Origin of the sequence: Streptomyces sp. NPDC048419 (assembly GCF_043200415.1) — a bacterium.
In the GTDB taxonomy this organism is placed as follows: domain Bacteria; phylum Actinomycetota; class Actinomycetes; order Streptomycetales; family Streptomycetaceae; genus Streptomyces.
In genome coordinates this window covers 228,966-253,402 of the sequence record NZ_JBICXT010000006.1, presented here as the reverse complement: position 1 = coordinate 253,402, position 24,437 = coordinate 228,966, and the positions used below count along the sequence as shown (strand labels likewise).

25 protein-coding genes and 2 tRNA genes are annotated in these 24,437 nt (G+C 71.4%); 14 read left to right on the top strand and 13 right to left on the bottom strand.

The window, feature by feature from the left end:
- Positions 1 to 17: 17 nt before the first annotated feature.
- Positions 18 to 893 carry a DUF2797 domain-containing protein gene (locus ACGFYN_RS16330; RefSeq protein WP_393866485.1) on the bottom strand — a complete coding sequence of 292 codons (876 nt, stop codon included), beginning with the start codon at positions 891 to 893 and terminating at the stop codon, positions 18 to 20.
- A 281-nt stretch (positions 894 to 1,174) separates the two neighbouring features.
- Between ACGFYN_RS16330 and ACGFYN_RS16325 the strand changes: the two genes are divergently transcribed.
- The 3 genes from ACGFYN_RS16325 to ACGFYN_RS16315 all read left to right on the top strand — a co-directional run bounded on the left by ACGFYN_RS16325 (position 1,175) and on the right by ACGFYN_RS16315 (position 2,287).
- The gene (locus ACGFYN_RS16325) at positions 1,175 to 1,378 is read left to right on the top strand and encodes a hypothetical protein (protein ID WP_393866484.1); all 204 of its coding nucleotides are present in this window, start codon (positions 1,175 to 1,177) and stop codon (positions 1,376 to 1,378) included.
- Between the two features lie 34 nt (positions 1,379 to 1,412).
- Positions 1,413 to 1,853 (top strand): hypothetical protein, encoded by a 441-nt coding sequence (locus ACGFYN_RS16320; protein WP_393866582.1) that lies wholly within the window; start codon positions 1,413 to 1,415, stop codon positions 1,851 to 1,853.
- A 188-nt stretch (positions 1,854 to 2,041) separates the two neighbouring features.
- Entirely contained in the window at positions 2,042 to 2,287 is a 246-nt protein-coding gene (locus tag ACGFYN_RS16315) for a hypothetical protein (RefSeq protein ID WP_393866483.1), read from the top strand.
- Positions 2,288 to 2,447: 160 nt separating this feature from the next.
- Here the strand turns inward: ACGFYN_RS16315 and ACGFYN_RS16310 are convergent.
- A tRNA-Arg gene (locus ACGFYN_RS16310) sits at positions 2,448 to 2,520 on the bottom strand.
- A 172-nt stretch (positions 2,521 to 2,692) separates the two neighbouring features.
- Positions 2,693 to 2,783, bottom strand: a tRNA-Ser gene (locus tag ACGFYN_RS16305).
- A gap of 167 nt (positions 2,784 to 2,950) precedes the next feature.
- Between ACGFYN_RS16305 and ACGFYN_RS16300 the strand changes: the two genes are divergently transcribed.
- Together ACGFYN_RS16300 and ACGFYN_RS16295 are read left to right on the top strand one after the other, a co-directional pair.
- Positions 2,951 to 3,427 carry an SSI family serine proteinase inhibitor gene (locus ACGFYN_RS16300; RefSeq protein ID WP_393866482.1) on the top strand — a complete coding sequence of 159 codons (477 nt, stop codon included), beginning with the start codon at positions 2,951 to 2,953 and terminating at the stop codon, positions 3,425 to 3,427.
- Between the two features lie 286 nt (positions 3,428 to 3,713).
- Positions 3,714 to 7,736: a PAS domain-containing protein gene (locus ACGFYN_RS16295; protein ID WP_393866481.1), complete on the top strand. Its 4,023-nt coding sequence runs from the start codon at positions 3,714 to 3,716 to the stop codon at positions 7,734 to 7,736.
- Between the two features lie 39 nt (positions 7,737 to 7,775).
- Here the strand turns inward: ACGFYN_RS16295 and ACGFYN_RS16290 are convergent, their stop codons facing one another.
- From ACGFYN_RS16290 to ACGFYN_RS16265, 6 genes are all read right to left on the bottom strand, one after another.
- A complete protein-coding gene (locus ACGFYN_RS16290) occupies positions 7,776 to 9,455 on the bottom strand; it encodes a long-chain fatty acid--CoA ligase (RefSeq protein ID WP_393866480.1) in 1,680 nt (559 codons plus the stop codon).
- Positions 9,456 to 9,594: 139 nt separating this feature from the next.
- On the bottom strand, positions 9,595 to 10,152 hold the full coding sequence (locus tag ACGFYN_RS16285; RefSeq protein ID WP_393866479.1) for a SigE family RNA polymerase sigma factor: 558 nt from the start codon (positions 10,150 to 10,152) through the stop codon (positions 9,595 to 9,597).
- A 158-nt stretch (positions 10,153 to 10,310) separates the two neighbouring features.
- The gene (locus ACGFYN_RS16280) at positions 10,311 to 11,477 is read right to left on the bottom strand and encodes a lipid-transfer protein (RefSeq protein ID WP_393866478.1); all 1,167 of its coding nucleotides are present in this window, start codon (positions 11,475 to 11,477) and stop codon (positions 10,311 to 10,313) included.
- Positions 11,474 to 11,869 (bottom strand): MaoC family dehydratase, encoded by a 396-nt coding sequence (locus ACGFYN_RS16275; RefSeq protein ID WP_393866477.1) that lies wholly within the window; start codon positions 11,867 to 11,869, stop codon positions 11,474 to 11,476. The genes ACGFYN_RS16280 and ACGFYN_RS16275 overlap by 4 nt, the downstream gene beginning before the upstream one ends.
- The gene (locus ACGFYN_RS16270; protein ID WP_393866476.1) at positions 11,866 to 12,768 is read right to left on the bottom strand and encodes a bifunctional MaoC family dehydratase N-terminal/OB-fold nucleic acid binding domain-containing protein; all 903 of its coding nucleotides are present in this window, start codon (positions 12,766 to 12,768) and stop codon (positions 11,866 to 11,868) included. The genes ACGFYN_RS16275 and ACGFYN_RS16270 overlap by 4 nt, the downstream gene beginning before the upstream one ends.
- A gap of 169 nt (positions 12,769 to 12,937) precedes the next feature.
- On the bottom strand, positions 12,938 to 13,249 hold the full coding sequence (locus tag ACGFYN_RS16265; protein WP_393866475.1) for a hypothetical protein: 312 nt from the start codon (positions 13,247 to 13,249) through the stop codon (positions 12,938 to 12,940).
- A 343-nt stretch (positions 13,250 to 13,592) separates the two neighbouring features.
- On the opposite strand from ACGFYN_RS16265, the gene ACGFYN_RS16260 reads away from it, so the two are divergent.
- Entirely contained in the window at positions 13,593 to 14,459 is an 867-nt protein-coding gene (locus ACGFYN_RS16260) for a bifunctional DNA primase/polymerase (protein WP_393866474.1), read from the top strand.
- A 45-nt stretch (positions 14,460 to 14,504) separates the two neighbouring features.
- The gene (locus ACGFYN_RS16255; protein ID WP_393866473.1) at positions 14,505 to 14,960 is read left to right on the top strand and encodes a hypothetical protein; all 456 of its coding nucleotides are present in this window, start codon (positions 14,505 to 14,507) and stop codon (positions 14,958 to 14,960) included.
- An 18-nt stretch (positions 14,961 to 14,978) separates the two neighbouring features.
- Here the strand turns inward: ACGFYN_RS16255 and ACGFYN_RS16250 are convergent, their stop codons facing one another.
- Positions 14,979 to 15,461 (bottom strand): hypothetical protein, encoded by a 483-nt coding sequence (locus ACGFYN_RS16250; RefSeq protein ID WP_393866472.1) that lies wholly within the window; start codon positions 15,459 to 15,461, stop codon positions 14,979 to 14,981.
- A 321-nt stretch (positions 15,462 to 15,782) separates the two neighbouring features.
- On the opposite strand from ACGFYN_RS16250, the gene asnB reads away from it, so the two are divergent.
- The 3 genes from asnB (at position 15,783) to ACGFYN_RS16235 (ending at position 19,792) form a co-directional block, all read left to right on the top strand.
- Positions 15,783 to 17,624 (top strand): asparagine synthase (glutamine-hydrolyzing), encoded by a 1,842-nt coding sequence (gene asnB / locus ACGFYN_RS16245; protein WP_393866471.1) that lies wholly within the window; start codon positions 15,783 to 15,785, stop codon positions 17,622 to 17,624.
- 508 nt (positions 17,625 to 18,132) lie between these two features.
- Positions 18,133 to 19,053 carry a hypothetical protein gene (locus ACGFYN_RS16240; protein WP_393866470.1) on the top strand — a complete coding sequence of 307 codons (921 nt, stop codon included), beginning with the start codon at positions 18,133 to 18,135 and terminating at the stop codon, positions 19,051 to 19,053.
- 49 nt (positions 19,054 to 19,102) lie between these two features.
- The gene (locus ACGFYN_RS16235) at positions 19,103 to 19,792 is read left to right on the top strand and encodes a GAF and ANTAR domain-containing protein (RefSeq protein WP_393866469.1); all 690 of its coding nucleotides are present in this window, start codon (positions 19,103 to 19,105) and stop codon (positions 19,790 to 19,792) included.
- 538 nt (positions 19,793 to 20,330) lie between these two features.
- Here the strand turns inward: ACGFYN_RS16235 and ACGFYN_RS16230 are convergent.
- Together ACGFYN_RS16230 and ACGFYN_RS16225 are read right to left on the bottom strand one after the other, a co-directional pair.
- A complete protein-coding gene (locus tag ACGFYN_RS16230; RefSeq protein WP_393866468.1) occupies positions 20,331 to 21,284 on the bottom strand; it encodes a calcium-binding protein in 954 nt (317 codons plus the stop codon).
- 349 nt (positions 21,285 to 21,633) lie between these two features.
- Positions 21,634 to 21,981 (bottom strand): transposase, encoded by a 348-nt coding sequence (locus tag ACGFYN_RS16225; protein ID WP_393866467.1) that lies wholly within the window; start codon positions 21,979 to 21,981, stop codon positions 21,634 to 21,636.
- A 215-nt stretch (positions 21,982 to 22,196) separates the two neighbouring features.
- Between ACGFYN_RS16225 and ACGFYN_RS16220 the strand changes: the two genes are divergently transcribed.
- Together ACGFYN_RS16220 and ACGFYN_RS16215 are read left to right on the top strand one after the other, a co-directional pair.
- Positions 22,197 to 23,144, top strand: coding sequence for a hypothetical protein (locus tag ACGFYN_RS16220; RefSeq protein WP_393866466.1), 948 nt, complete (start codon positions 22,197 to 22,199; stop codon positions 23,142 to 23,144).
- Between the two features lie 67 nt (positions 23,145 to 23,211).
- Positions 23,212 to 23,415 carry a hypothetical protein gene (locus tag ACGFYN_RS16215; protein ID WP_393866465.1) on the top strand — a complete coding sequence of 68 codons (204 nt, stop codon included), beginning with the start codon at positions 23,212 to 23,214 and terminating at the stop codon, positions 23,413 to 23,415.
- On the opposite strand, the gene ACGFYN_RS16210 is transcribed toward ACGFYN_RS16215, so the two are convergent.
- Positions 23,412 to 23,750: a DUF6233 domain-containing protein gene (locus ACGFYN_RS16210; RefSeq protein ID WP_393866464.1), complete on the bottom strand. Its 339-nt coding sequence runs from the start codon at positions 23,748 to 23,750 to the stop codon at positions 23,412 to 23,414. The two genes, ACGFYN_RS16215 and ACGFYN_RS16210, sit on opposite strands and share 4 nt — an antisense overlap.
- A 49-nt stretch (positions 23,751 to 23,799) precedes the next feature.
- Here ACGFYN_RS16210 and ACGFYN_RS16205 point away from each other — a divergent pair, with 49 nt between their 5' ends.
- Together ACGFYN_RS16205 and ACGFYN_RS16200 are read left to right on the top strand one after the other, a co-directional pair.
- Positions 23,800 to 24,147 (top strand): hypothetical protein, encoded by a 348-nt coding sequence (locus ACGFYN_RS16205; RefSeq protein ID WP_393866463.1) that lies wholly within the window; start codon positions 23,800 to 23,802, stop codon positions 24,145 to 24,147.
- Positions 24,148 to 24,177: 30 nt separating this feature from the next.
- The gene (locus ACGFYN_RS16200) at positions 24,178 to 24,378 is read left to right on the top strand and encodes a hypothetical protein (RefSeq protein ID WP_393866462.1); all 201 of its coding nucleotides are present in this window, start codon (positions 24,178 to 24,180) and stop codon (positions 24,376 to 24,378) included.
- The last annotated feature ends 59 nt before the right edge of the window (positions 24,379 to 24,437 follow it).

Here is a 24,437-nt window from a genome sequence, read left to right as displayed (position 1 = left end):
TCGAACCCTCGGCCGCTTCAGAACAGGCCGTCCTGAACTCCCGCCGCCTCCCTGAACTCCCGCACAGGAACGGTGCATCCATCCTCGCCCACGGCCGGGACGATCTCCCACCCGGTCATCAGCCGGGTGTCCAGCACGACGACCCCGCGCCCGGCCGCGAGATGCAGATCCGGCCCGGCGGCCGCGAGCAGCTCCCCGCCCACCCGTCCGCCGGCGACCAGCTCGCTCACCTCCCCCGTGGCGGCCGGCAGCCCGGCCAGCCCGAACACACCGGCGTGGTCGACGACTTCACACGGCTCCCGCGTCAGCGACTCCGGCCACCGGTCCAGCGCCGCGGCCCGCGCGTGCAGCGCCTCGATCTCGGCCGCCCGCTCGGCCGCGGACTCCGGCAGCCGGGAGCGCACCGCCCGCTTCTCGGCGTACGGAATCCGGTCCGGCACCTGGAGCGCGGCGCGCAGCAGCTCCTCCGTGCGCCGGGCGGCCATCAGCGGCCCCAGGCCGAGCCAGCTGAAGCAGACGGCGCCCTGCTCCAGCAGCCGCGCCGAGCCCCGCTCCCCGGCCGTGATCCCGACCTTGACCATGCCGGGCCCGAACCACGCCAGATATACGTGGTACGGCCGCGGGTCGTCCGCGATCGTGTCTGCGGCCACGGAGTGCGCCCGGTCCAGCCGCGCGCACTCCTCGCACCGCGCCCCCGTGCTCCGCCCCGGCACGACCGCCCGCACCGGACACGCATGCCCCCGCGCTCCCACGCATGTCCGCACACCCCCGTCCACGACCCCGAAGGCCAGCCGCTTGCCCCGGGCCGGCGCGCTGCGCCGCCCGCCTTCCCACACCAGCACGGGACCGTCCGCCGACCACCTCAGCCCCGAGCATTTCCATGCCTGTGCCATCGCTGTCGAGACTAGAGGGCGGCACTGACAACCGGACGTGTGAGCCGGATGGCGGGCTGGGTACCTGGGAGCGATGCCGCACGAGCCGGACGGAAGGCAGGAAAGAAGGAAGGAAAGAAGACAGGAAAAAGGAAGGGGGAAGGGGGAGGGCAACCCCCTACGGGTACGGCCAGCCGTACCCCGGATCGGGTAGGGCTCTTCATGGTGCCGGAAGGGCGGTGGGGGCATCGTAGAAGCCACGAACCGACACTCGCAGCCACACTCTCCGAAGGGAGACTCCCATGAAGCCGCAGCAGTCCTCCCGGCCGAGCCCCACCTTGAACAACCTGGTCACAGGCCCGGACGAGAGCGAACTGGCTCCCTTCCTGACCGCCTGGGACACGGCCCACGCGGCCCTGTCCGACCCCGAGTGGCGCCACGTCCTGGACGAGATCGCCCACCCGCGCACCACGCAGGCGTTCCGCCGGCTGGCCGAGGCGGCGTAGCTCCCGAGCGACGGCAGCCTCCAACCGCACGTCACTGACCAGCGGCAGCGCGGGTCTGCTCGTCGCGAGCCTGATACTCACCGCGACCGGCTGCGGCGGCGGAGACCGGCAGGCCGTCGAGACCAAGGCCGAGCCGGCGACGACGACCGTCACCGCGACGGTGACGGCCACACCCGAGCCCGGGCCGACGGTCACCGAGACCGTCACGGCCAAGCCGAAGCCCCGCCCCACGGTCACCGTCACGAGAACGGCCACCGCGAGGGCCGCGGGCACGTCCGGCGGAAGCACCGGGAGCAGCGGCGGCGGAAGCCGGGGCAGGACCGACACCTGCTCGATCGTCTCCAACGCGGGCAACTGCTACTCGGCGGGGCAGTTCTGCCGCAGCAGCGACCACGGAGCCGTCACGACCACCGCCGGCGGCTCGGCGATCAGGTGCACCTACAGCTCGAACGCTTGGCGCTGGACCTACGCCTGACGGCGCGACACGCTTCCGCCCCCACCCCTCTCCACGCCCTGAGAGCCAACTGGCCGAGCCTGTGGCACGGATGGCAGCCTCGAAGAGCGCCTTGGAACATATCGGACTAGCCTCCGAAATGAGCGCAAAGTGGATCTTTGTGAAGTGGATCTTTCGACGGTGCGCTCGACCCAACCCAAGGAGGAGAAATGCGCAAGCTCCCCAAGGCGGCTGTCGCAGCCGCCGTCATCGCTCTCGTCGGCTTCATAGGCACCGGCACCGCAAGCGCCCAGGGCGCAGAAGCCATGCATGGTGGCGGCGGATGCAAGTCCCACGACTTCAACATCGACATCCTGGGCCAGGTCGGCATCCTCAACGGGCTGGGCGGCAACCTCCTCAACGGCGAGGGCAACCCGGGCGCACAAGTGGCCCCAGTGGGCTCACACTGCGATTAGGGTCGATGAGCAACAGGATTCGCATCGCGTAGCCATGGAGAGGCCCCGGACCCGTCCGGGGCCTCTCATCTGTGCCCAGGCGATCCACAAAGCCACGCCCGAACCGGACACGCCCCGCAACGCAAGAGGCCCCGCATCACTGCGGGGCCTCTCATCTGTGTGCACTCGGCAGGATTCGAACCTGCAACCTTCTGATCCGTAGTCAGATGCTCTATCCGTTAAGCTACGAGTGCTTGTTTTGTTTTCTGCCGTTCCCGGGACTTTGGCCCGCTCGCGGCGACAGGAAGAACATTACATGACTGCCGCCGCCATGTGAAATCCGTTTGCCGCACCCCTTGTGACCTGCGAGAACGACGAAACCCCGGTCGAGTGGACCGGGGCTTCGGTGATCATGTCGATCAGGAGCGGAGGCGGAGGGATTTGAACCCTCGATGGGCTTTAAAACCCAAACCGCATTAGCAGTGCGGCGCCATAGACCGGACTAGGCGACGCCTCCAGCACAGCCGCCCGCGCGAGCGCGAGTGGTGCGTGCAGATGATGACACAGTCGAGCGTGGTGTCACCAATCGGCTCCTACGGTACTAGGCAGGCGGGCCGCAGGGCAAAGCCCTTCCCGGTGAGGCGGTGCGCGCAACGTCCTGGTGGGTGACGCGTTAGTCAGGTCATGTCGCTCGCCCGGTTCCTGGTCGTCGCCGCCTCCGCCGCCGCCTCCGTCGTGCCCTCTGTCCTGCCCGCCGCCGCGCACGCCGACGCCGTCCGGCCGGCCCTCGCGCCGCCGCCCGTGCAGAGCGACGACCAGGCCGGTGACCACCTCACCGTCACGGTCCGGCACGCCGGCGACGATGCCGACGGGACGTACGAGCTCCACTGCCATCCCGGGGGCGGCACCCACCCCGACGCCGACGCCGCCTGCGCGGCGCTCGACCGCGGCACGACGTGGGGCAAGGACACCTTCGCGCCCGTGCCCGACGACAGCATCTGCACCATGCAGTACGGCGGGCCCGCCACCGCGCATGTCACCGGAAGCTGGGCCGGGCGGCCCGTCGACGCCTCGTACGACCGCAGCGACGGGTGCGAGATCGGTCGTTGGGACCGGCTCGTGCCGCTGCTGCCCGATCTGCGGCCGCACGGGCTGCCGTAGAAACAGGCGGGCTGCCGTGGGGACACGGCGATCAAGACGCTGCCGTGGGGACGAAGTCGTGGAGGCGGCGTGGCCGGCTCGTGCCCCTGGAGTCAAGGGCAGGCAAGGCGCGCAGGCCAGGGGATGCGGTCACACGTTCTACTTCACTTCCTCGTGCGACCTCCCTCTCATCCGCCGCCGCGACCGCGAGCAGTGCCCGTAGACTCCCTCGCGTGACACGTCGCGGGCAGGTTGGCAAGATGGCCCGAGCGGTCGGCAAGGTGCGGTAACAGGGAGGAAGCGTCTCGTGAGCAGCAGGCCATCCCGAGGCGCTGCTCGCCTCGCAGCCATACTGGACGCGCTTCCCGATGCGTTGGTGCTGGTCAACGCCAATGGGACCGTCGTCAACGCGAACACCATCGCGCTCGAGGCGTTCGAAGCGCCCGGGACCGCACTCGTCGGCCGGGGACTGCTCGACCTGCTGCCGCAGTTCGACTCCAAGCTGATCCCCGGCTCCATGCGCCGGCCCGACCACATGGACCCCGCCGGGCGGACCAAGCCGACGCGGATGATCGCGCGGCGGACCGACGGGGTGGAGTTCCCCGTCGAGGTCACCAGCGCCAATCTCGAGAACGGCCAGCAGGCCTACGACGGTTACGGCTACAGCGGCGACGAGCTGCTGATGCTCGTCGTACGGGACCTGACCGGGACCGTGGACACCGAGGCGGAGCTGGCGCGTTCGCAGCGGCAGACCGAGATGATCCTGCGGGCCGCCTCCGAGGGCGTGGTCGGGACGGACACCGACGGGCGGATCGTGCTCGTCAATCCGGCCGCCGCGCAGATCCTGGGGTACCGGGCGAGCGACCTGGGCGGCAAGGAACTGCACGACCTGGTGCTGCACTCGCGCCCCGACGGCTCTCCCTTCCCGTACTCCGAGTCGCCGCTCGCGGACACCCTGCGCTCCGGGCGCAAGCACCGGGTGCGCGGGCAGGTGCTGTTCGCCAAGGGCGGCGAGAAGGTCTCCGTCGACCTGACCACCGCGCCCGTGCGCGACGGCGACCAGCTCGTCGGCGCCGTGATGACCTTCGCCGACCGGCGGCCGTACGACACGCTCGCCGACGAGAAGACCGAGCTGGAGAAGCGGCACGCCGAGGAGCTGGAGCGGATCGACGAGGAGCACGCCTCCGAGCTCACCGCCCTGCGCCAGAAGCACGTCACCGAACTCGAGGCGCTGCTGGAGCAGCACGGCGAGGAACTTGCCGCGGGCGAGGAGCGTTACGCCGCCCTCGGCGAGCGGGAGAAGGACCGCTACGAGGCGCTCGCCGCACGGCACGACCAGCTGCTGACGCTGCTGGGACGGTCGTTGCGGGGCCCGCTGGACGAGCTGCGGCGCGAGCTGGCCGCGCTCGCCGCGGACGACGCAGGGCAGCTGTGGCCCGAGGCCAACCAGGTGCTGCACCATCTGTCGGCCGGCTACTCGCGGATCACCACGCTCATCGACAACGTCCTCGGCTATCAGCTGATCGACGCCGGGAGCGAGCAGATCACCCGTGTGAAGGTGATGCTCGACGCGGTCGTCGCGGCCGGTGTCGACGGGGCCGTCGACCTGATCGGACCGGGCCGGGTGCAGTTCGCCGTGCACGCGCCGCCCATCGAGGCCGAGGTCGACCCGCAGCGCCTCGCGAGCGCGCTGGCCCATCTGATCGCGGACGTCGCGGGCGTCGACGCGACCGGCAACGCGCCCGTGTCCGCGGGCGGTTACATGGACAACACCGTGGTGGTGGCCGCCGCGCAGCGCGGTGAGGTCGTGCGGATCGAGGTGCGCGGGCCGTACGCCGGGGGAGACCCGGTGCACGAGCCGATCGTGCGCGGGATCGTGCGCGCCCACGGCGGTGTGCTGCAGACCCACGAAGTGCCGGGCATGAGCGGCAACGCGTACGTGCTCGAGGTGCCCATCGGCGGCGGCGCCGGGGCCATGACGGCCGAGATCCCGGCGCAGGCCTCGGGTGCCGACGACGGCATGTCCGACCACACCGCCGGCGGCCGGCGGCGCGCACGGCGCTCCTCCGTCGACGCGTTCCTGAGCGGCGAGGGCTCCGAGGAGCCCGGTGACCCGGCGGAGCACGACGACCCGGAGGCCGTGGCGCCCACCGGCCGGCGGCGCAGGCGCGCCGTCGAGGAGTCGGAGGCCGCCGCGGCCTCGACCGCGGGCGCCCTGGAGGTGGCCGGTGGCACCGGGCGGCGGCGCGGGCGGCCGGCCGAGGGTGCCGTCGTCATGGCGGGCGAGAACTCCGCGGGAACCGCGGCCGCCGGTACGGGCCTGGGCGGGACGGTGCCTCCGCAGGGCGTGCCCGCGCCGGGCGGCCGGCGTGCGCGGCACGGCGGCGGTGAGCAGAACGCCCTGCCCGCGGCACTGCCCGCTCCCGCCGCTCCCGGCGGCCAGCCGGCGCTCGCCGAGAAGGCCGAGGCGACCGGGCGCCGGCGCCGCGCCCTGGCCGCCGCGCAGGACCGCGCCGCGGCGCAGGAGGCGGCTCCCCGCTCGGTGTTCGCGCTGCCTCCGGCGGACGCGGACCGTCCGTCCGAGGCCGTGGCGGCGCAGGCTCCGGTTCCGGCGCAGGGGCAGACGCCCATGGCGGCGCAGGCCCAGCCGCAGGTTCCGGGTCAGGCGGCGGCTCCCGTTCCGGCGCAGGTGCCCGGCCAGGCCGGCCACGACTCCTCCGTCGATGTCCTGGCCGAGGACGGCCGGCACGACGCCGTGCCGCACGACCAGTCCGGCGACCACACGCCGCCCCAGCCGCATCCGACGAGCGCGCCGACGGGGCGCCGCCGCCGTGCTGTGGCGCAGCCCGCGGCCGCGCAGGAGAGCATGCCCGTTCCGGCGCAGGCGGCCCCCGCCCAGCCGGTCCCCGCGAAGGCCGCGCCGACTCCGCAGGCTCCCGCCGCGAACGCCGCCCAGCCGCTGCCCGCGCAGGGAGCTCCCGTCCAGGAGAAGGCCGCCGGTCCGCTCCCGGTCGAGGCCGCCCCGGGCCGGCCCGCGCCGGTGCCGCCGCAGCAGCCGGCGCAGACCCCTGCCACCCCGCTCCCGCCGGAGGCTCCCGCGGCGAAGGCGCAGGCGCGCCCCGCCCAGCCGCTGCCCGCCGAGGCGACCGCCGCGCCCGCGGCACCGGCCGCACCCGGCGCGCCCGTCGACCCCAACTCCACGCAGGGACGGGCGATCAGCGTCCGGACGCTGGGGCAGGGCGTGCCCTTCACCCGGCAGGCCGCGCAGGTCCAGCAGCCGGCCTCCGCCACGCCCGCGCCGCACAACCCGGCCGCCGGCGGCCGGCGCCGCAAGCTGGGCACGCGGACCGACCCCGCCGCCCCGGAGCACACGGGCCGTCCGCACCCGGCGGCCGAGCAGACTCCGGCGCAGGCCCAGCCGCAGCCCCAGCCCCAGCCCTCGCTCGCCGGTCAGCCGCGGCTCGCTCAGGCGACCGAGGCCGCCGGGCGGTCGTACGCCATAGGGGCCCCGGACGAGAACGCCGCCGAGGGGCCCGAGCCGCTGGACGGACCCGGTGGGGCCGTCGAGATCGCGGACCCGCCCCGGCCTCAGCCGATGGACGACGAACTGCCGCCGGAGCCGCTGGACAACCCGCGCCGCTTGCTGGTGTGGCCCGCGCCGGACGTGACGACCCAGCAGGCGCTGAGCGACCGCGGCTACCGGCCCGTGATCGTGCACTCGCGCGAGGAGGTCGACGCGCAGATCGCGGCCTTCCCCGCCGCGCTGTTCGTGGACCCGCTGACCGGTCCGATCACCCGGACCGCGCTCCAGTCGCTGCGCCAGGCGGCGGTGGCCGCCGAGGTGCCGGTCCTGGTGACCGCCGGACTCGGGCAGGCGACGCGCGAGGCGGCGTACGGCGCCGACCCGGCCGTCCTGCTGAAGGCGCTCGCGCCGCGGGACAGCGAGCAGCACCCGCCGCGGGTGCTGCTGATCGAGGAGCACGCGGAGATCGCGCTGGCGCTGACCGCGACGCTGGAGCGGCGCGGGATGCAGGTGGCGCGGGCCGCGAGCGACGCGGACGCGGTGGCACTGGCGGGGCAGTTGCGCCCCAACCTGGTCGTGATGGACCTGATGCAGGTGCACCGGCGCCAGGCCGGGATCATCGACTGGCTGCGGGCGAACGGCCGGCTCAACCGCACCCCGCTCGTCGTCTACACCGCCGCGGTCGACCAGGCCGACCTGCCGCGACTGGCCTCCGGCGAGACGGTGCTCTTCCTCGCGGAACGCTCCACGAGCCCCGAGGTGCAGAGCCGGATCGTCGACCTGCTCTCGCGGATCGGCACCAACTGACGCGGCGTCCGCGTCGGTCGGTGCCGTCCCGTCGAAGCCTCAGAGGCTGGTGACGTCCAGGTCGCCGTCGGCGTAGCGGCGGCGCAGGACCTTCTTGTCGAACTTGCCCACGCTGGTCTTCGGCACCGCCTCGATGATCGTCCAGCGCTCCGGCAGCTGCCACTTGGCGATCTTGCAGACGTCGCTCGCGAGGAAGGCGCGCAGGGACTCGAAGTCGGTGCTGGCGCCCTCCTTCAACACGACGGTGGCCAGCGGGCGTTCGCCCCACTTGTCGTCCGGTACGGCGACCACGGCGGCCTCCGCGACGTCCGGGTGGGACATCAGCGCGTTCTCCAGGTCCACCGACGAGATCCACTCGCCGCCGGACTTGATGACGTCCTTGGCGCGGTCGGTGAGGGTGAGGAAACCCTCGGAGCTGATCGTCCCGACGTCGCCCGTCTTGAGCCAGCCGTCCTCGCTGAACTTGTCGGCGGGGCGCAGGGGTTCGGCGTCGGGGCCGTTGTAGTACGCGCCCGCGATCCAGTTGCCGCGCACCTCCAGCTCGCCGGCGGACTCGCCGTCCCAGGGCAGGCGCTCGCCACCGGGGCCGGTGAGGCGGGCCTCGACGCCGGCCGGGAAGCGGCCCTGGGTCAGGCGGTACGCCAACTCCTCGTCGGTGCCGACCGCGTGGGCCGGCGGACGGGCGATCGTGCCGAGCGGCGAGGTCTCCGTCATGCCCCAGGCGTGGCAGACCCGCATGCCCAGCTTGTCGAAGGCCTCCATCAGGGAGGGCGGACAGGCCGAGCCGCCGATGGTGACCTGGGTGAGGGAGGAGACGTCGCGCGGCTTGGCGGTGAGCTCGGCGAGCAGGCCCTGCCAGATGGTGGGCACGGCGGCCGCGTGGGTCGGGTGCTCGGACTCGATCATCTCGGCGAGCGGCGCCGGCTGCAGGAAGCGGTCCGGCATCAGCAGGTTGACGCCGGTCATGAAGGTGGCGTGCGGCAGCCCCCAGGCGTTGACGTGGAACTGCGGGACCACGACGAGGGAGGTGTCCTGGTCGGTCAGGCCCATCGACTGGGCCATGTTGACCTGCATGGAGTGCAGGTAGATCGAACGGTGGCTGTAGACCACGCCCTTGGGGTCGCCCGTGGTGCCGGATGTGTAGCACATGGCGGCGGCCTGGCGTTCGTCCAGCTCCGGCCAGTCGTAGCTGGTCGGCTTGGCGGCGATCAGGTCCTCGTACTCGTGGACCTGCGCACGGGCGCCCTCCAGGAGGGAGCGGTCGCCGGGGCCGGTGACGACGATGTGCTCGATCGTGGGCAGCCTGGGCAGCAGCGGGGCGAGCAGCGGCAGCAGCGAGCCGTTGACGATGACGACCTTGTCGGCCGCGTGGTTGACGATGAACGCCAGCTGCTCGGCGGGCAGCCTGAGGTTCAGCGTGTGCAGCACCGCGCCCATGCAGGGGATCGCGAAGTACGCCTCGACGTGCTCAGCGTTGTTCCAGGCGAGGGTCGCCACCCGGTCGTTGTCCTGGACCTGGAGGTCCTCGCGCAGGGCGTGCGCGAGCTGGGCCGCCCGGGCCCCGATCTCGGCGTAGGAGCGGCGGTGCGGCTCGCCCTCTCCGGTCCAGGTGGTCACCTGCGATGTCCCGTGGACCGTCGACCCGTGGGTCAGGATCCTCGAGATCAGCAGCGGTACGTCCTGCATCGTGCTCAGCACGGTGTCCTCCCGGGGCGACATTGCCTACGCGGCGGCAAGGGTTGCGCTGATTCTGCGCACATACCGCGCGGTATGTCACTAGGGCCCGGGTGATCGATCAGAAGATGTCGGGTCCCAATAGCCACCAGGTGGGCCCCTCAGGGGCCACCAAGGGAGCTCATTACCGCACAAGTCCCAGCTCAGGGTCCTCGCGCAGCTTGCTCAGCGCGCGGGAGACCGCCGACTTCACCGTGCCCACGGACACATCGAGCACCTCGGCCGTCTGGACCTCGCTCAGGTCCTCGTAGTACCTGAGGACGACCATCGCCCGCTGCCGGGCCGGCAGCTTCATGATCGCCCGCCACATCGCGTCGTGCAGCGCCTGCTGCTCGGCCGGGTCGTCCCCGCCGCGCACGGGCTCCGGCTCGGGCAGGTCCTCGCACACGAACTCGTCGACCCTGCGCTTGCGCCACTGGGAGGTGCGGGTGTTCAGCAGTGCCCGGCGCACATAGCCGTCGAGCGCGCGGTGGTCCTCGATGCGCTCCCAGGCGACGTACGTCTTGGTGAGCGCGGTCTGCAGCAGGTCCTCCGCGTCGCTCGGGTTCGCGGTGAGCGACCGGGCGGTACGCAGCAGCACCGGCTGCCGGGCCCTCACGTACGACGCGAACGACGGGTAGGCGAGGGTCTGCGTCGCCGGTGCGGCGGCGTTCGAAGCGCGGGTGCAGACGGGTGTGGTCATGGCTCCACGCTAGGAGCGAGGGCCCCTTCGGCGGATCGGCCGCAGGTCCCGAAGCCGGGTCCGCCTCAGGTTGTAGGGGTGGAGGTGGCTCCACCTCCTGAAGGTGGACGAGCGGGGCCGGGATACTGCGGGATGACCCCTGGGGGCCGCCCGGGGACTCAGCCGTCCGCGGCCAGGACGAGGCCCGACGTGGGCACCCCCGTCCCCGCCGTCACCAGCACCTGTTCCGCCCCGGGCACCTGGTTCACGGCCGTGCCGCGCAGCTGCCGCACCCCCTCCGCGATGCCGTTCATCCCGTGGAGGTACGCCTCCCCCAGCTGGCCTCCGTGCGTGTTGACCGGCAGCGAGTCCCCGGCGACGAAGTCCGCCGCCTCCCCCTTCCCGCAGAACCCGAACTCCTCCAGCTGCATCAGCACGAACGGCGTGAAGTGGTCGTAGAGGATCGCCACGTCCACGTCGGCCGGGGTGAGGCCCGAGGTGCGCCAGAGCTGGCGGGCCACCACGTCCATCTCGGGCAGGCCGGTGAGGTCGTCGCGGTAGAAGCTCGTCATCTGCTCCTGGCCGCGGCCCGCTCCCTGGGCGGCCGCGGCGATCACGACGGGCGGACGGCGCAGGTCGCGGGCCCGCTCCGGCGTCGTGACGACGATCGCCTGGCCGCCGTCGGTCTCCTGGCAGCAGTCCAGGAGCCTGAGCGGCTCGACGATCCAGCGCGAGGCCGCGTGGTCGGCGAGGGTGATGGGACGGCCGTGGAAGTACGCCGCCGGGTTGGTCGCCGCGTACCCGCGGTCGACCACGGCCACATGCCCGAAGGCCTCCGGGGTGAGGCCATACGTGTGCAGATACCTCTGGGCGGCCATCGCCACCCACGAGGCGGGGGTGAGCAGCCCGAACGGCAGGGCCCAGCCGAGCGCCGCGCCCTCCGCCGAGGGCTCGCGGTGCTGCACGCCGGAGCCGAAGCGGCGGCCCGAGCGCTCGTTGAAGGCCCGGTAGCAGACGACCACCTCGGCCACCCCGGCGGCGACGGCGAGCGCCGCCTGCTGGACGGTCGCGCAGGCTGCCCCGCCGCCGTAGTGGATCCGGGAGAAGAAGGACAGCTCGCCCATCCCGCAGGCCTGGGCCACGGTGATCTCCGGGCTGGTGTCCATGGTGAACGTGACCAGCCCGTCCACGTCGCCCGGTGTCAGCCCCGCGTCGTCGAGCGCCGCGCGCACCGCCTCCACGGCCAGCCGCAGCTCGCTGCGGCCCGAGTCCTTGGAGAACTCGGTGGCCCCGATGCCGGCGATCGCGGCGCGCCCGCCGAGGCCGTCCTTCCCCCGGACGCTCATACCGCACCTCCCGACGGGACGGTGACGGTCACCATGCCCGTGACATGGCTGCCGATGCCGTTCGCCCCGACCACGCGGACCGTCGCGGTGTCGCCGTCGACCTGCTCGACGGTGCCGGTCAACACCATCGTGTCGCCTGGGTAGTTGGGCGCTCCCAGCCGGATGGCCACCTTGCGCAGGACGGCCGCCGGGCCGAAGTGGTCGGTGATGTAGCGGCCGACCAGGCCGTTCGTCGTCAGGATGTTCATGAAGATGTCCGGGGAGCCCTTCCGCCGGGCCAGCTCGGCGTCGTGGTGGACGTCCTGGTAGTCGCGGGAGGCGATGGCGCCGGCCACGATCAGGGTGCGGGTGATCGGGATCTCGAGCGGGGGCAGCTCCTCGCCGGCTCTCATACGGCGGCCTCCTCGCGGGCGCGGAACAAGGGCAGCACCAACTCGTCGTCGTACGAGCGGAATTCGAGCCGCACCGGCATGCCGACGCGCACCTTGTCGTACGGCACCCCCACCACGTCGCTGATCATCCGCACCCCTTCGGCGAGTTCGATCAGGGCGACCGCGTACGGCGGGTCGAAGGCCGGGAACGGCGGGTGGTGCATGACGACGTACGAGTACACCGTCCCCTCGCCGCCCGCCTCGACGGTGTCCCAGTCGAGGCCGCCGCAGGCGTTGCAGCCCGGCAGCCAGGGGAAGCGGAGGGCGGCGCAGTCGGTGCAGCGCTGGATGAGCAGACGGCGCCGGCCGACGCCTTCCCAGAAGCCCGCGTTGTCGCGGTTGACGACGGGGCGGGGACGGGGCGGGCGCTTCGGACCGGCTCCGGCCGGGGCGTACTTGAGGACGCGGAAGCGGTGCGTGCCCACGACGTCCGGGCCGACCCGGACGTCGGTACGGGTCGTGATGAAGTACCCCGCGCCCAGCTTGGTCGTCTTGCGCGGCGACACCGACTCGATCACCGTGTCGAAGGTGACCTCGTCGCCGGGGTGCAACGGGCGCAGATACTCCTGCTCGCAGTCGGTCGCCACGATCGAGGTGCAGCCGGCCTCGTCGAGCAGGGCGAACATCTCGTCGTGGGCCGCCGCGCGCCCCTCGTGACCGGCGAGGCCGCCCATCGTCCAGGCCTGGAGCATGGTGGGCGGGGCGATTGCGCCGGGGCCCGCGTAGGCGGGGCTGGTGTCGCCCATGGCCTCGCACCAGTGCCGGATCATCGGCAGGTTGACGGGGTCCCGGCCGGTTCCGGTGAGGGTGGCGGCCCGTCCCTCGTAGGACTTCAGCCGTGCGCCCAGCTCGTCGTCCACGACCGCACCTCCGACTGTCGAGTTTCTGACTGTCCGTCAGATCTGATGCACTGTCAAGGTCACCGCGGTACAGGGCGAAACGCCTGCGCGGCGGTGCCGAAGCACCGCCGCGCAGACGCCTTGCACCCCAACGTGCGCACCCCGCATCCCCTGCGTCAGGGGCGCCGGCTCACCACAGTTCGCTGAAGTTGATGGCGACGTTCCTGTTCCCCTGGTTGATGGCCGTGAACGCGGAGCCCTTGACCTGGGCGGTGTTGCTCTGGTTCGAGGCGCCGTTGCCGACCGCGTTCTGCTGCGTGGTGGACGAGTTGCCGTTGTTGTCGTGGCCGACACCGCTGCCGATGCTGCTCGCCACACCCGCGTTCGATCCGTTGTCCGCGATGGCGCCGTTGTCCGCCGCCGCGACGCCGGTGAACAGCGCGGCCGCCAGCGGAAGGGCGGAGACGGCGGCGATGACGCGGGCCGTACGGATGCTTGCCATGTTGTTCCTCCAGAACACCAACGTGAAGTACGTGAAGTACGGCTGCTACCAGGGCAGTTGGCCGACCGCCTCGGTGTTGTGCACGACGTCGCGTGATCAGAGTTGCCCACCGAATCCCCGGCGAACCACCCCGCAAGGCGCGATTCGCCCTCAAGTGCTACGACAAGTCGATAAACCCCTAACGCGACTTCTAACGCCCATGTCAGGACAGTCCGGACGCTCCATTCCCAAGCGCCGCAAGAGGAGAACCGCTCCGGCACTTTTCCGGCCAACCTCCCCGCCCCGGGCGCGTCGCACCCGATTCCGGCTTCCCTTTTTCGAACGTACGTACGAACATAGAGGCATGGCCACCACCGACCGGCAGGCCACGACGCTGGCCCTCGCACACGCCCTGTCAGCCGCCGAGCGCGGACTGGCCGTCATACCCCTGTCCCGGACGAAGCTCCCGGCCCTGCGCTCCCCCCACCACGACGACCCCGAACCGCAGCCCTGCCACGGCGAGTGCGGCCGCCTCGGACACGGGGTGTACGACGCCTCGACCGACCCGGCCCGGATCCGCGAGCTGTTCGCCGCGGCCCCGCGGGCGACCGGCTACGGCATCGCGTGCGGACTCCCGCCGCACCATCTGATCGGCGTCGACCTCGACACGAAGGTGGGCACGGACTCCTCGGCCGCCCTGCGCGAGCTGGCGCTGCGCCACCTGTTCACGATCCCCGACACGGTGGTCGTCATCACCCCGAGCGGCGGCCGCCACCTGTGGCTGAGCGGCCCGCCGGACGTGGTCGTGCCCAACTCCGCCGGCCGGCTCGCCCCCGGCATCGACATCCGGGGCGCCGGCGGCTACCTCGTCGGCCCCGGCTCCCGCACCGAGCACGGCGTCTACGGCGCGGCACCCGGCACCGCCCACCTCGCGCCCGCGGCGTGCCCGCCCGCCCTGTTACGGCTGCTGCTGCCGCCACCGCGCGCGCAGCGCCCCATGCCGGCCGCGGCGGGCGACCACGGACAGGGCCTGGTCCAGTTCGTCCTCGCCGCGCACGAGGGGCAGCGCAACACCCGCCTGTTCTGGGCGGCCTGCCGTGCCTACGAGGACGGCACCGGGTCCGCGCTCGTCGATCCGCTGGTCGAGGCGGCCCTGAACGCGGGCCTGACCGAACGCGAGGCGCGGGCGACGATCGCCTCGGCGGCCCGGATGACGGGGCACCGGCCGTGAGACCCACGGGACGGCCGTGGCAGCGCAAGAACCATGAGGAGCTCCATGCACGACCGCTCTGGGGTGCGGACCATGTCGCTGACGCGCGTGGTCCTCGCCACCGGCCGCTGCGTCGACCTCGCCGAGGTGCGGTTCACGTCGACGTACGGCGGGCTGGACGGCTACCCCTGCAAGCCGTTCAACGACCTGGTGATCAAAGGCCTCCTCAGCGCCACGGAACGGTCCTTCCCCGCCACCCCGGTCCACCTCGTCCCGCCCCCGCGCGAGTACCCCCACCACTACGCCGGCGCCTACGGCCCGGTCGAGACCCTGCCCCCCGTCGCCTGCGTCGGCTCCTTCCGCTCCGCTCCCCTGCAGCCCGTCCACGACCCGGCCCTCTCCTATTCGTCCCTCACGGTCATCTGGTTCCAGCGCACCACCCGCATCCCGCACGACTGCGACGCGGAGGCCTCGCTGCGGGGAGTGGACTGGGAGGGGCTGGCTCGGGATCACGAGGTGTAGCGGCCGGGCGGCGCCCGCTCACACCTTGTCGATACGCCAGGCCATCATTCCCGTGGCGCCGTGCACTCCGGGAACGTCGACGCGCTGCGCACGCTTCGCCGTGAAGCGCTCCAGGACCTGGGTCCCGTCGCAGGGAACGGGCTTCCTCTCGGCCCCGTCCGCCGCCGCGAAGTCGATGGCGACGGTTCCGGTGCCGACGCACACGACGGTCAGGCGGTACACCGCGCCCGGAGCGAGACCCGCGTCGACGTACAGCCCGTCCGACGCGCGTTCCAACCCGGAGGCAAACGCCGAATCGGTGGCGCCGAGAGCCGACTGCGCCCGGGCACCGAGCTCCTTCTCCTGCTGCGCCGCGCGGGCCGCCGATACGCCGGTCCGGCCCGGTGACGGGGTGCGGCCGGTGTGCGTGCCGTTCGACGCCGTGCAGGCGGCGAGCAGGAGTGCGGGCGCGAGGAGGCACCCGAGGAGGACCGCGGGGGTCCGGGGGATCTGCGTTTCCATGTGAGCGAAGAGCGCCGGGGCCCCGAAACCGTTCCGCCGCCCCGTACGGACCCGGGCCGGGGAAGTTTTTGCCTGTGGCCGATATCCGGTGGGGGCGGCCCGGCAGTACGGGGGTCCTCGGGTTTCGCGTGAGCAAAGTGGGGCCGAAAACACCGGGGTGTCCCGCCCGTTCGCGTCACAGCCGTGTTGACCATCTCCAGAGCACGGCGCACCCTCGCGCATAGATGGCAATTACATCTTGTTCGCCGCCGGGGTGTCGTTGCGTGCGGAAAACGCATGTGAGGAAGGCCCCCACGGCAAACCCGTATCGGGAGGCACCCCATGTGCGGCATCACCGGCTGGATCTCCTACGACCGCGATCTGCGGACCGAGTCAGCCGTATTGGATGCAATGACCGAGACGATGGCCTGCCGCGGCCCCGACGACCGCGGCACCTGGGTGCAGGGCCCCGCGGCCCTCGGGCACCGCAGGCTGGCGATCATCGACCTGCCCGGTGGCCGGCAGCCGATGGCGGCCGACACCCCGCACGGCAGCGTGGCGCTCGTGTACTCGGGGGAGACGTACAACTTCACCGAGCTGCGCCGCGAACTCACCGCCCGCGGCCACCGTTTCACCACCGACTCCGACACCGAGGTCGTCCTGCACGGCTACCTCGAATGGGGCGAGCAGGTCGCCGAACGCCTCAACGGCATGTACGCGTTCGCCCTGTGGGACGGCCGCCACGACAAGCTGGTGATGATCCGCGACCGTATGGGCATCAAGCCCTTCTACTACTACCCGACGCCCGACGGCGTCCTGTTCGGCTCCGAACCCAAGGCGATCCTGGCCAACCCCCTGGCCCCCGCCCGCGTCGGCCTGGACGGACTGCGTGAGCTGTTCACGATGATCAAGACCCCGCGGCACGCCGTGTGGGAGGGCATGGCGGAGGTCGAACCCGGCACCGTCGTCACCGTCGACCGCTCGGGCGTCCACCGCCGCGCCTACTGGCAGCTGGAGACCCGCCCCCACACCGACGACCGCGACACGACCATCGCCACCGTCCGCTCCCTCCTCGACGACATCGTGCGCCGCCAGCTCGTCGCCGACGTGCCCCGCTGCACCCTGCTCTCCGGCGGCCTCGACTCCTCGGCCATGACCGCGCTCGCCGCCCGCCAGCTCGGCGAACACGGCGAGAAGGTGCGCAGCTTCGCCGTCGACTTCGTCGGCCAGAGTGACCACTTCGTCGCCGACGATCTCCGCGGCACCCCCGACACCCCGTTCGTGCACGACGTGGCCCGCACCGCCCACACCGAGCACCAGGACATCGTGCTCGACGCGCAGGCGCTCGCCGACCCCGAGGTGCGCGCGAAGGTGATCAGGGCCCGTGACCTGCCCGCCGGGCTCGGCGACATGGACGCCTCGCTGTACCTGCTCTTCCGGGCCATCCGCGACCAGTCGACCGTCGCCCTGTCCGGCGAGTCCGCCGACGAGGTCTTCGGCGGCTATCTCCAGTTCTTCGACGAGGAGGCCCGCCGCGGCGGCACCTTCCCCTGGCTGGTGCAGTTCGGCCGCCACTTCGGCCAGGACGCCGAGATCCTGCGCCCCGGCCTGCTCGACTCGCTCGACCTGGACGGCTACGTCGCCGACGGCTACCGCACCGCCGTCGGCGGCATCCAGCGCCTCGACGGCGAGAGCGACTTCGAGTTCCGGATGCGGCAGATGTGCCATCTGCACCTCACCCGCTTCGTGCGCATCCTGCTCGACCGCAAGGACCGCGCGAGCATGGCGGTCGGCCTCGAGGTGCGGGTCCCGTTCTGCGACCACCGGCTCGTCGAGTACGTCTACAACACGCCCTGGGCGCTGAAGTCGTTCGACGGCCGGGAGAAGAGCCTGCTGCGGGAGGCGACCGCCGACCTGCTCCCCAAGTCGGTGTACGACAGGGTCAAGAGCCCGTACCCCTCCACGCAGGACCCCAAGTACGCGGTCGCGCTCCAGGACCAGGCCAAGGATCTGCTGGCCCGGCCCTCCCACCCGGTCTTCGACCTCGTCGACCGTGAGCGCCTGCACCGCGTCGCCCACCACGACGGCCCCGTGCACAACCAGGCCCGGCGGCGCGGTCTGGAACGGGCGCTCGACCTGGCCCAGTGGCTGGACATGTACCGCCCGGAGATCCGACTGGGCTGATCCGGGGGCCGGGTCCCGGGTGGGTCGGGGGCCGGGCCGGGCGGGTCCGGGGCCCGGGGGCCGAACTGGTCCGGGGGGCCGGGTCCCGGGCTGGTCCGAGCTGGTCCGGAGGCCGGGTGCCGAGCTGGCCCTGGGAGCCGCGTCCCGAGGTGCCCAGGTCCGGGACAGACGGCAGCATGGGGAGCGAAGGGCGTGGAACCCGCCTCGGTGACGTCGATCGCGAAGGTACCCGGCACACCGTGGCGCCGATCGCGGAGAGACGCCGCACCGTGGCGCCCATCGCCAAGAGACCCGGCGCTGTGGCGCCCATCGCGTGGAAACGCCGCACCGTGGCGCCGATCGCGAAGGGACGCGGCACACCGTGGCGGCGATCGCGAAGGGACGCGGCACCGTGGCGCCCATCACGGGGAAACGCCGCACCGTGGCGCCCATCGCGAAGGGACGCGGCACACCGTGGCGGCGATCGCGGAGAGACGCCGCACCGTGGCGGCGATCGCGAAGGGACGCGGTGGACCTGGAAACAGTCGCGGACGAGCTGTACGGACTGCGGCCGGAGGACTTCACCTCCGCTCGTGACGCGCGGGCGGCCGAGGCCCGCAGGGCCGGCGACCGCGCGCTCGCCGGGCAGATCGGCAAGCTGCGCCGGCCCGGTCTGGCGGCCTGGGCGAGCAACCTGCTGGTCCGTGAGCAGCCCGAGGAGACCGAGGCGCTGCTGCGGCTCGGCGAAGGGCTGCGCCAGGCGCACCGCGACCTGGACGGGGCGCAGCTGCGCGACCTCAGCCGGCAGCAGCACGTCGTGATCGACGCGCTGTCCCGGCAGGCGCGGCAGCTGGCGGAACGGGCCGGACACCCGATCGGCGAGAGCGCCCAGCGCGAGGTCGAGACCATCCTGCACGCCGTGCTCGCCGACCCCGACGCCGCCGAGGAGTGGGCCACCGGGCGCCTGGTCAAGGCCTTCGGCCAGGTCACGGGGTTCCCGGCCGCCGCGGACGGTGCCCGCCCGCGGCCCGCGGGAACGGAGCGGAGGCGGAAGGAGACCCGGCCCGCCCGACGCGGCAACAACAACGGCGAAGACAACAAGGCCGCCGCCGAACGCCGACGCCGGCTCGATCAGGCCCGGCAGAAGGCCGAGAACGCCGAACGGGAGCTCACGGCCCGCCAGAAGGAGGCCACGGAGGCCGGCCGGAACGCGGACGGCGCAAAGGAACGGGCGAAGACGCTCGAACAGCACGTCAGGGAGGTGACCGACGAGCTGAGCCGGCTCGACAAGGAGCAGCATCAGGCCGAGGCGGCCGCGCGAAAGGCGCGCGAGCAGGCCCGCGACGCCGACCGGCGCGTCCGGGAGGCCCGCCGCCGCGCCGGGACCGCCGCCGACCAGGTCGCCCGCCTCGAGACACAGGGACCGCCGCGCTCCGTGGGGCGCGCGTGAAATGCTGAACGTACGGCTCCGTCGAAACCGGCAGGAAGGTGAGGACACGATGGACTGGGCTCGGTTCGCGCAGCAGATGGCGTCGATGGCCCGGGGCCTGCTGGCGCAGACGTCCGTCGACGCCACGCTGGAACGGGTCACCACCTCGGCCGTCGAGCTGGTGGAGGGCTGCGACGCCGCCGGCATCCTCGTCCTGCGCGGCACGCGGGTGCTCACGCTGGCACCCACGGAACAGCTGGTCACCGACAGCGACCTGCTCCAGGAGCGGCTGGGCGAGGGCCCGTGCTTCAACGCCGCCCGCACCAAGGACGGCGAGCGGGTGTACCGGATCCCGGACTTCACCCAGGAACAGCCGCGCTGGCCCGAATTCGCCCCCCAGGCACACGGGCTCGGCATCGGCAGCATGATGGGCTTCCTGCTCTACACCGACGACGAAGAGCTCGGCGCGCTGAACATCTACTCCCGCAGGCCCGGCGCCTTCACCGACGCCAGTGAACTGGCGGGCTGGCTGCTCGCCTCGCACGCCGCGGTGTCCTTCTCCAGCGCCCGCACGCACTCCCAGCTGGAAGAGGCCCTCTCCACCCGCCACACCATCGGCGAGGCCATGGGCATCATCATGGGCAGCCACCGGCTCTCCGAGGACCAGGCCTTCGACGTCCTGCGCCGCTACTCCCAGGAGAACAACGTCAAGCTCCGCGAGGTCGCCCGCCTCGTCTGCGAACGCGGCGGCCTGACCTGACCCCAGCTGCCCGAGAAACGGTCAGGGGTGCCCCTCCGGAGAGTGGCACCCCTTCTGACCTGCTACGTCTGTGACGTGGGCGGAGGCGGTGGGATTTGAACCCACGGTGACATCGCTGCCACGACGGTTTTCAAGACTGTCAAGCATGCGGCACTAACGTGCTGGTCGGAGGCAGTATGGGCTCCCACAAGGGGGTGCATGGCCCACACATGGCCCAGGACTGCGGAGTGCGACCCCTCGTCCTCACCGGCGCAGTATTCAGGACGGACCGTGCCGCCGGAGCGGCCCAACGCCCGGTAGACCCCGGCATCTCCACAACCGATGCTGCGGCCCCCTCTATCCACAGCGGTGGAAAGAGGAGGCCGCGATCCGTGTGAAAAAGGGGTGCAGAGGCCGCGCCCTGCAGAGTAGCGGCCCTAGAGGGGGACGACCGCGCTCAGGGGGCCCGTCCAGCAGGCGGGACCGCCTGCTACATGCACGTTCTTCGGCTGCTTGGGTGAGTCAGCGCTGCGCGGGTTCAACGGGCTAGGCGAGGCGGTCAGTGTTCGGCGCCGATGACGATGTTGTGGCCTGCGCCGGCGTCGACGGTGTCGTCGCCTGCACCTGCGTTCACGACGTCGTTGCCCGTCCCGGCGGTGACGTGGTCGTCACCGGCGGCAACGTTGATGGCGTTGTTGCCGTTTCCTGCGCTGACGGTGTCGTTCCCGCTGCCGGTGGTGATGACGTCGTTACCACGGCCGCTGTTCACATTGTTGTCGCCGTCGCCTGCGCGGATGAAGTTGTTGCCGTCACCGGCGTTGATCTGGTCGTTGCCGTTGCCGGTGATAATGACGTCGTTACCGTCACCCGTGCACACCAGGTCGTCGCCACCCATTCCGTTCACCGCGTCGTTGCCGCCGTTTCCGAGAATGATGTCGTTACCGTCTGTGCCGTTCAGCACGTTGTTGCCACTAGTGCCTCGCACAAGGGTGTATCCAGCGGGCGCCGTCTGCAGTGACGCGGCATTGTCACACGTCAGTGCCTGGGTGGTAACGCTGAACGGCTCGGCGGTGGTCTCGGGATAAACCGACGTCGAATCTGGGTTGTAGGTCGCGTCGATTTCCGAAGTGCCGGGACTCTGCGGGGTGTAGCTGACAGTGGCCCGAGTAAAACTTCCGCTCACGGTCGTCAGCGGAGTGGTAATTGGGTCGCTGTCACAATCGTGGCCGTGATGGCACGGAGTCGTCTTGACGGACCAGGTTACGCTACCGGTGGGCGGAGTGCCCATATTCCCGGTGACGGTGAAAGCGATCGATACCTCCTGTCCCACGATCCATGGCGAGCTAGTGTCGATGGAAACGGTGGCCTGCGCGGGGACTGGCGGCGCGACGGCATTAGCACTGGTGGCGACAGGGACGGTGAACGCGCCCACCAGGGCAAGGACACCGAAGGAGGCAAGAAGTCGCCGATGGGAGCGGCGCGATGTCCCGCGCCGGAAAATAGAAAATTTCATGGCTAGGGTCCGTTCCGGCGGCCGGACACCTGTCACATTGTGGCCGGCGCACCACCTAACCGTCCGTCCCGCCTCCGGGCCCAAAGGGGAAACGCACCACTGTACGGCCACGCAGGCCCACCGACGACGCGACGGCCGCTGCCAACCGGGCGAGAAGGGCGGCGTAATTTTTCGATCTCCCCAACGTTACGCGCCTCCCGCCTCGCCCGCACCTTCGCCCTTATCAAGGAACGCTGTGCAGCGGACTCCACTCACTCTTGCCGCCCGCGGTTTCCGCTCCGATTGGCCCTCTCGGGGGACGCTTTGGAGGGAAGCAGCCTTCCTCCACTAAGGCGTGTTTGAGATGTGGTCACAATGCTTGCCGTATCAGGGCGAGTTGGACGGTGGCTTCGTAGTGGACGGCGAGCTTGTCGTAGCGCGTCGCGATGCCCCGGGCCTGCTTCAACAAGCCGATCCGGTTCTCAACCTTGTGTCTGGCCTTGTATTTCTCGCGGTCGAAGACGGGCGCACGGCCTCCGGACGAACCCCGGCGGAGGCGGTGTCGCCTCTGGTCCCGCTTCTCCGGGATGGTGTGCGGGATCTGCTTCCGTCGCAGGTATTCGCGGATCTCGCGGGAGGAGTAGGACCGGTCGGCGGACTCCTGCACGCCCCGGGTCGGGATGTTCTCGGCCGCCTTCTCGATCAGCTTGTTCTTCACTGCGGCCTCGACGGCGGCGTTCTCCCGCGGTGGGCTCGGGTGGCTCGCCGACCCCTGCGACGCGCTTCGCCTACAGGCCGATACTTCCGGGTGGGAACACCCACTCCTACGTATCCCCACCCACACGCCCCAAGATCACACGACGTGCCCACATCCTCTCCGGGGCTTACGCCCGGGGGAGGAAGATACAGGATACTGAAAATTATCCTGTGCGTATGCCGATGCCGGACCAGGACCCCGCCCCGACGGACGAATCAGGGGTGATCGAGACGGTGCGCGCGGCAGGAGAGGTCGATCCCCATCGGCTCGACTTCCCTCCCGTCCCCAACGGCGTCGACTACCTCGTCAGCGTCGTGCACCACCTGACCGCCGCCGAGGTCGGTCCCCGGGACATCAAGTACGCGGTGCTCCACCTGCAGGCCGCCACAGAGGTACTACTCAAGGCGCGGCTCGTGCGCGAACACTGGAGCCTGGTCTTCGACGACCCTGGCAAGGCCACTGAACGCCGCTTCCGCTCCGGCGACTTCAAGAGCTGTACCACCACCGAGGCCGTGACGAGACTGCGCAACATCGCCGACGTCTCCATCACAGACCAGGCGGATTCCGCGCTCAAGGACCTCGCTCGGGACCGCAACGCCCTGCAGCACTTCGGCCTGTCCCACGACGCCCGCGCGGTCGAAGCCCGCGCCGGCCGGGTGCTCGACTTCCTGGTCCGCTTCCTCGACGACGTCCTGCTTCCCGGTTTCTCGCTGGCGGAGGTGGCGGCCATCGCGTCGGACGTGGGCCGGATCCGCGACGGGCTCAGCTCCATCCACGCCTTCGTCACGGAGCGGATGCGGCGACTGCAACCCGACCTGACCGGTCACGAGGAACGCACGGTTGCCTGCTACAGCTGCGGACAGCTCGCCATGATCGCCGACGGTGAGCGGAACCGGTGCCTCTTCTGCAACACCAATGAGGCGACCAAGTACCTCATCGTCGAGTACCTGCTCCAAAGCCTCCACAACGACGGCGTCCGGGTCCGCGCCTGCCCCCGGTGCCAGCGAGAACTTCTCGTGGACGGCATCCGGAGCGCCAGCGGGCCCGACCCGGTGTCCTTCTGCTTCGGCTGCGCGACCAGGATTCCCGACACCGCTCCCGACGCCCCCGGCGAGCCGCGGTGACCTCGACGCCCGTCCTGCCCTCGCCCCGGACGGCCCTGCCGAGACGGGCCGCAAGGTGCTCGACCTGATGGCCGCCCTGAAGGAGTCCGTGACCAAGGCGCAGGCCTCCCGCGGCGAGGGCCATGCTGAGGTGCACGAGCTGCCGAAGAAGAAGAGCGCCGCCAAGAAGACGACGGCAAAGAAGCAAACGGCCAAGAAGGCGACCGCGCAGAAGACCACCAAGAAGGCCGCCGCGAAGAAGACGTCGGGGCGCCGGCCGCGGAGCGCCTAGTCCAGCATGCCCAGGGCCGTATCGGGCTGGCACTGCCGGCAGGCCTTCACGCCGTCGGCGAGCGCCCGCCGGGCCTGCTCCCGGCTGACGGCACGGTTGCGTTTGCCCGCCATCCAGCAGTCCCCCACGTGCACGAACAGCGGCGGGGCCTTCGGGTTGAGCCCCACATCGATCAGCCACTGCGGCGCCGACGGGCGGGCTTTCAGGCCGCGCCGCCGTTCGGCCTCGCGGCGCTCTTCGTCGGCGATCCAGCGGCGGGTGCGGGCCAGGTCCCGTTCCTGCACGCGCTCCAGGAAGCGGAGCAGGGCGAGTCTGGACGGGCCAGGATCGTTCACATGTTCGATTCTAGACAGTAGGCTGCCACCTGAACATCGAGGAGGCCCCGTGCGCGACCACATGGACCTGGGCGAGCTGCTGCGACAGCGGCGCGTCGACCTGTCCGCGCTGGACCCTGCGCCGACCGAGCCGACCGACCGCGAACGCTTCGACCGCATCCACCGCATGCTGCCCTGCTCGCTGTTGTGCGAGAGGAAGAGCTCCAGCGCCCGCATGCACGACGACCCCGAACACGGACCGCGCTGGGTAGATCTCTGCTTCGAGCACGCCCTCATCACCCATCCACCGCAGCCCCACCTGCCGACCACCTGGAAAGGCATCCTCAACGAACTACAGGAGGCAGCCGACAAGGTCGGACTCACCTCACCGTGCGCTCCATCAGCAACGGCGAGTTGAAACTGACGGCCCACCGGGCGAGGGAACGCCGTGAGCGCCCCTGAGCGCTACCACCTCACCCTGATCGCCGTCGACCGCCCGGTAGCCCACGGCTGGTGGTCGGACGAAAAAGTCGCCCGCGCCAAGTTCGTCCGCTGGATCGGCGAGTACGGCACAATCCCCGGCGCCCGCCTCACCCTGGTCGACGAGGACGAAGCCCGCACCCTGGCCATCTGGCCGGATGAAACGTAGCGCCGTCAGCCCTGCGGCTCCGCATGCCGTACGGCCCGCTTCACCGCCTGCTCCATGTT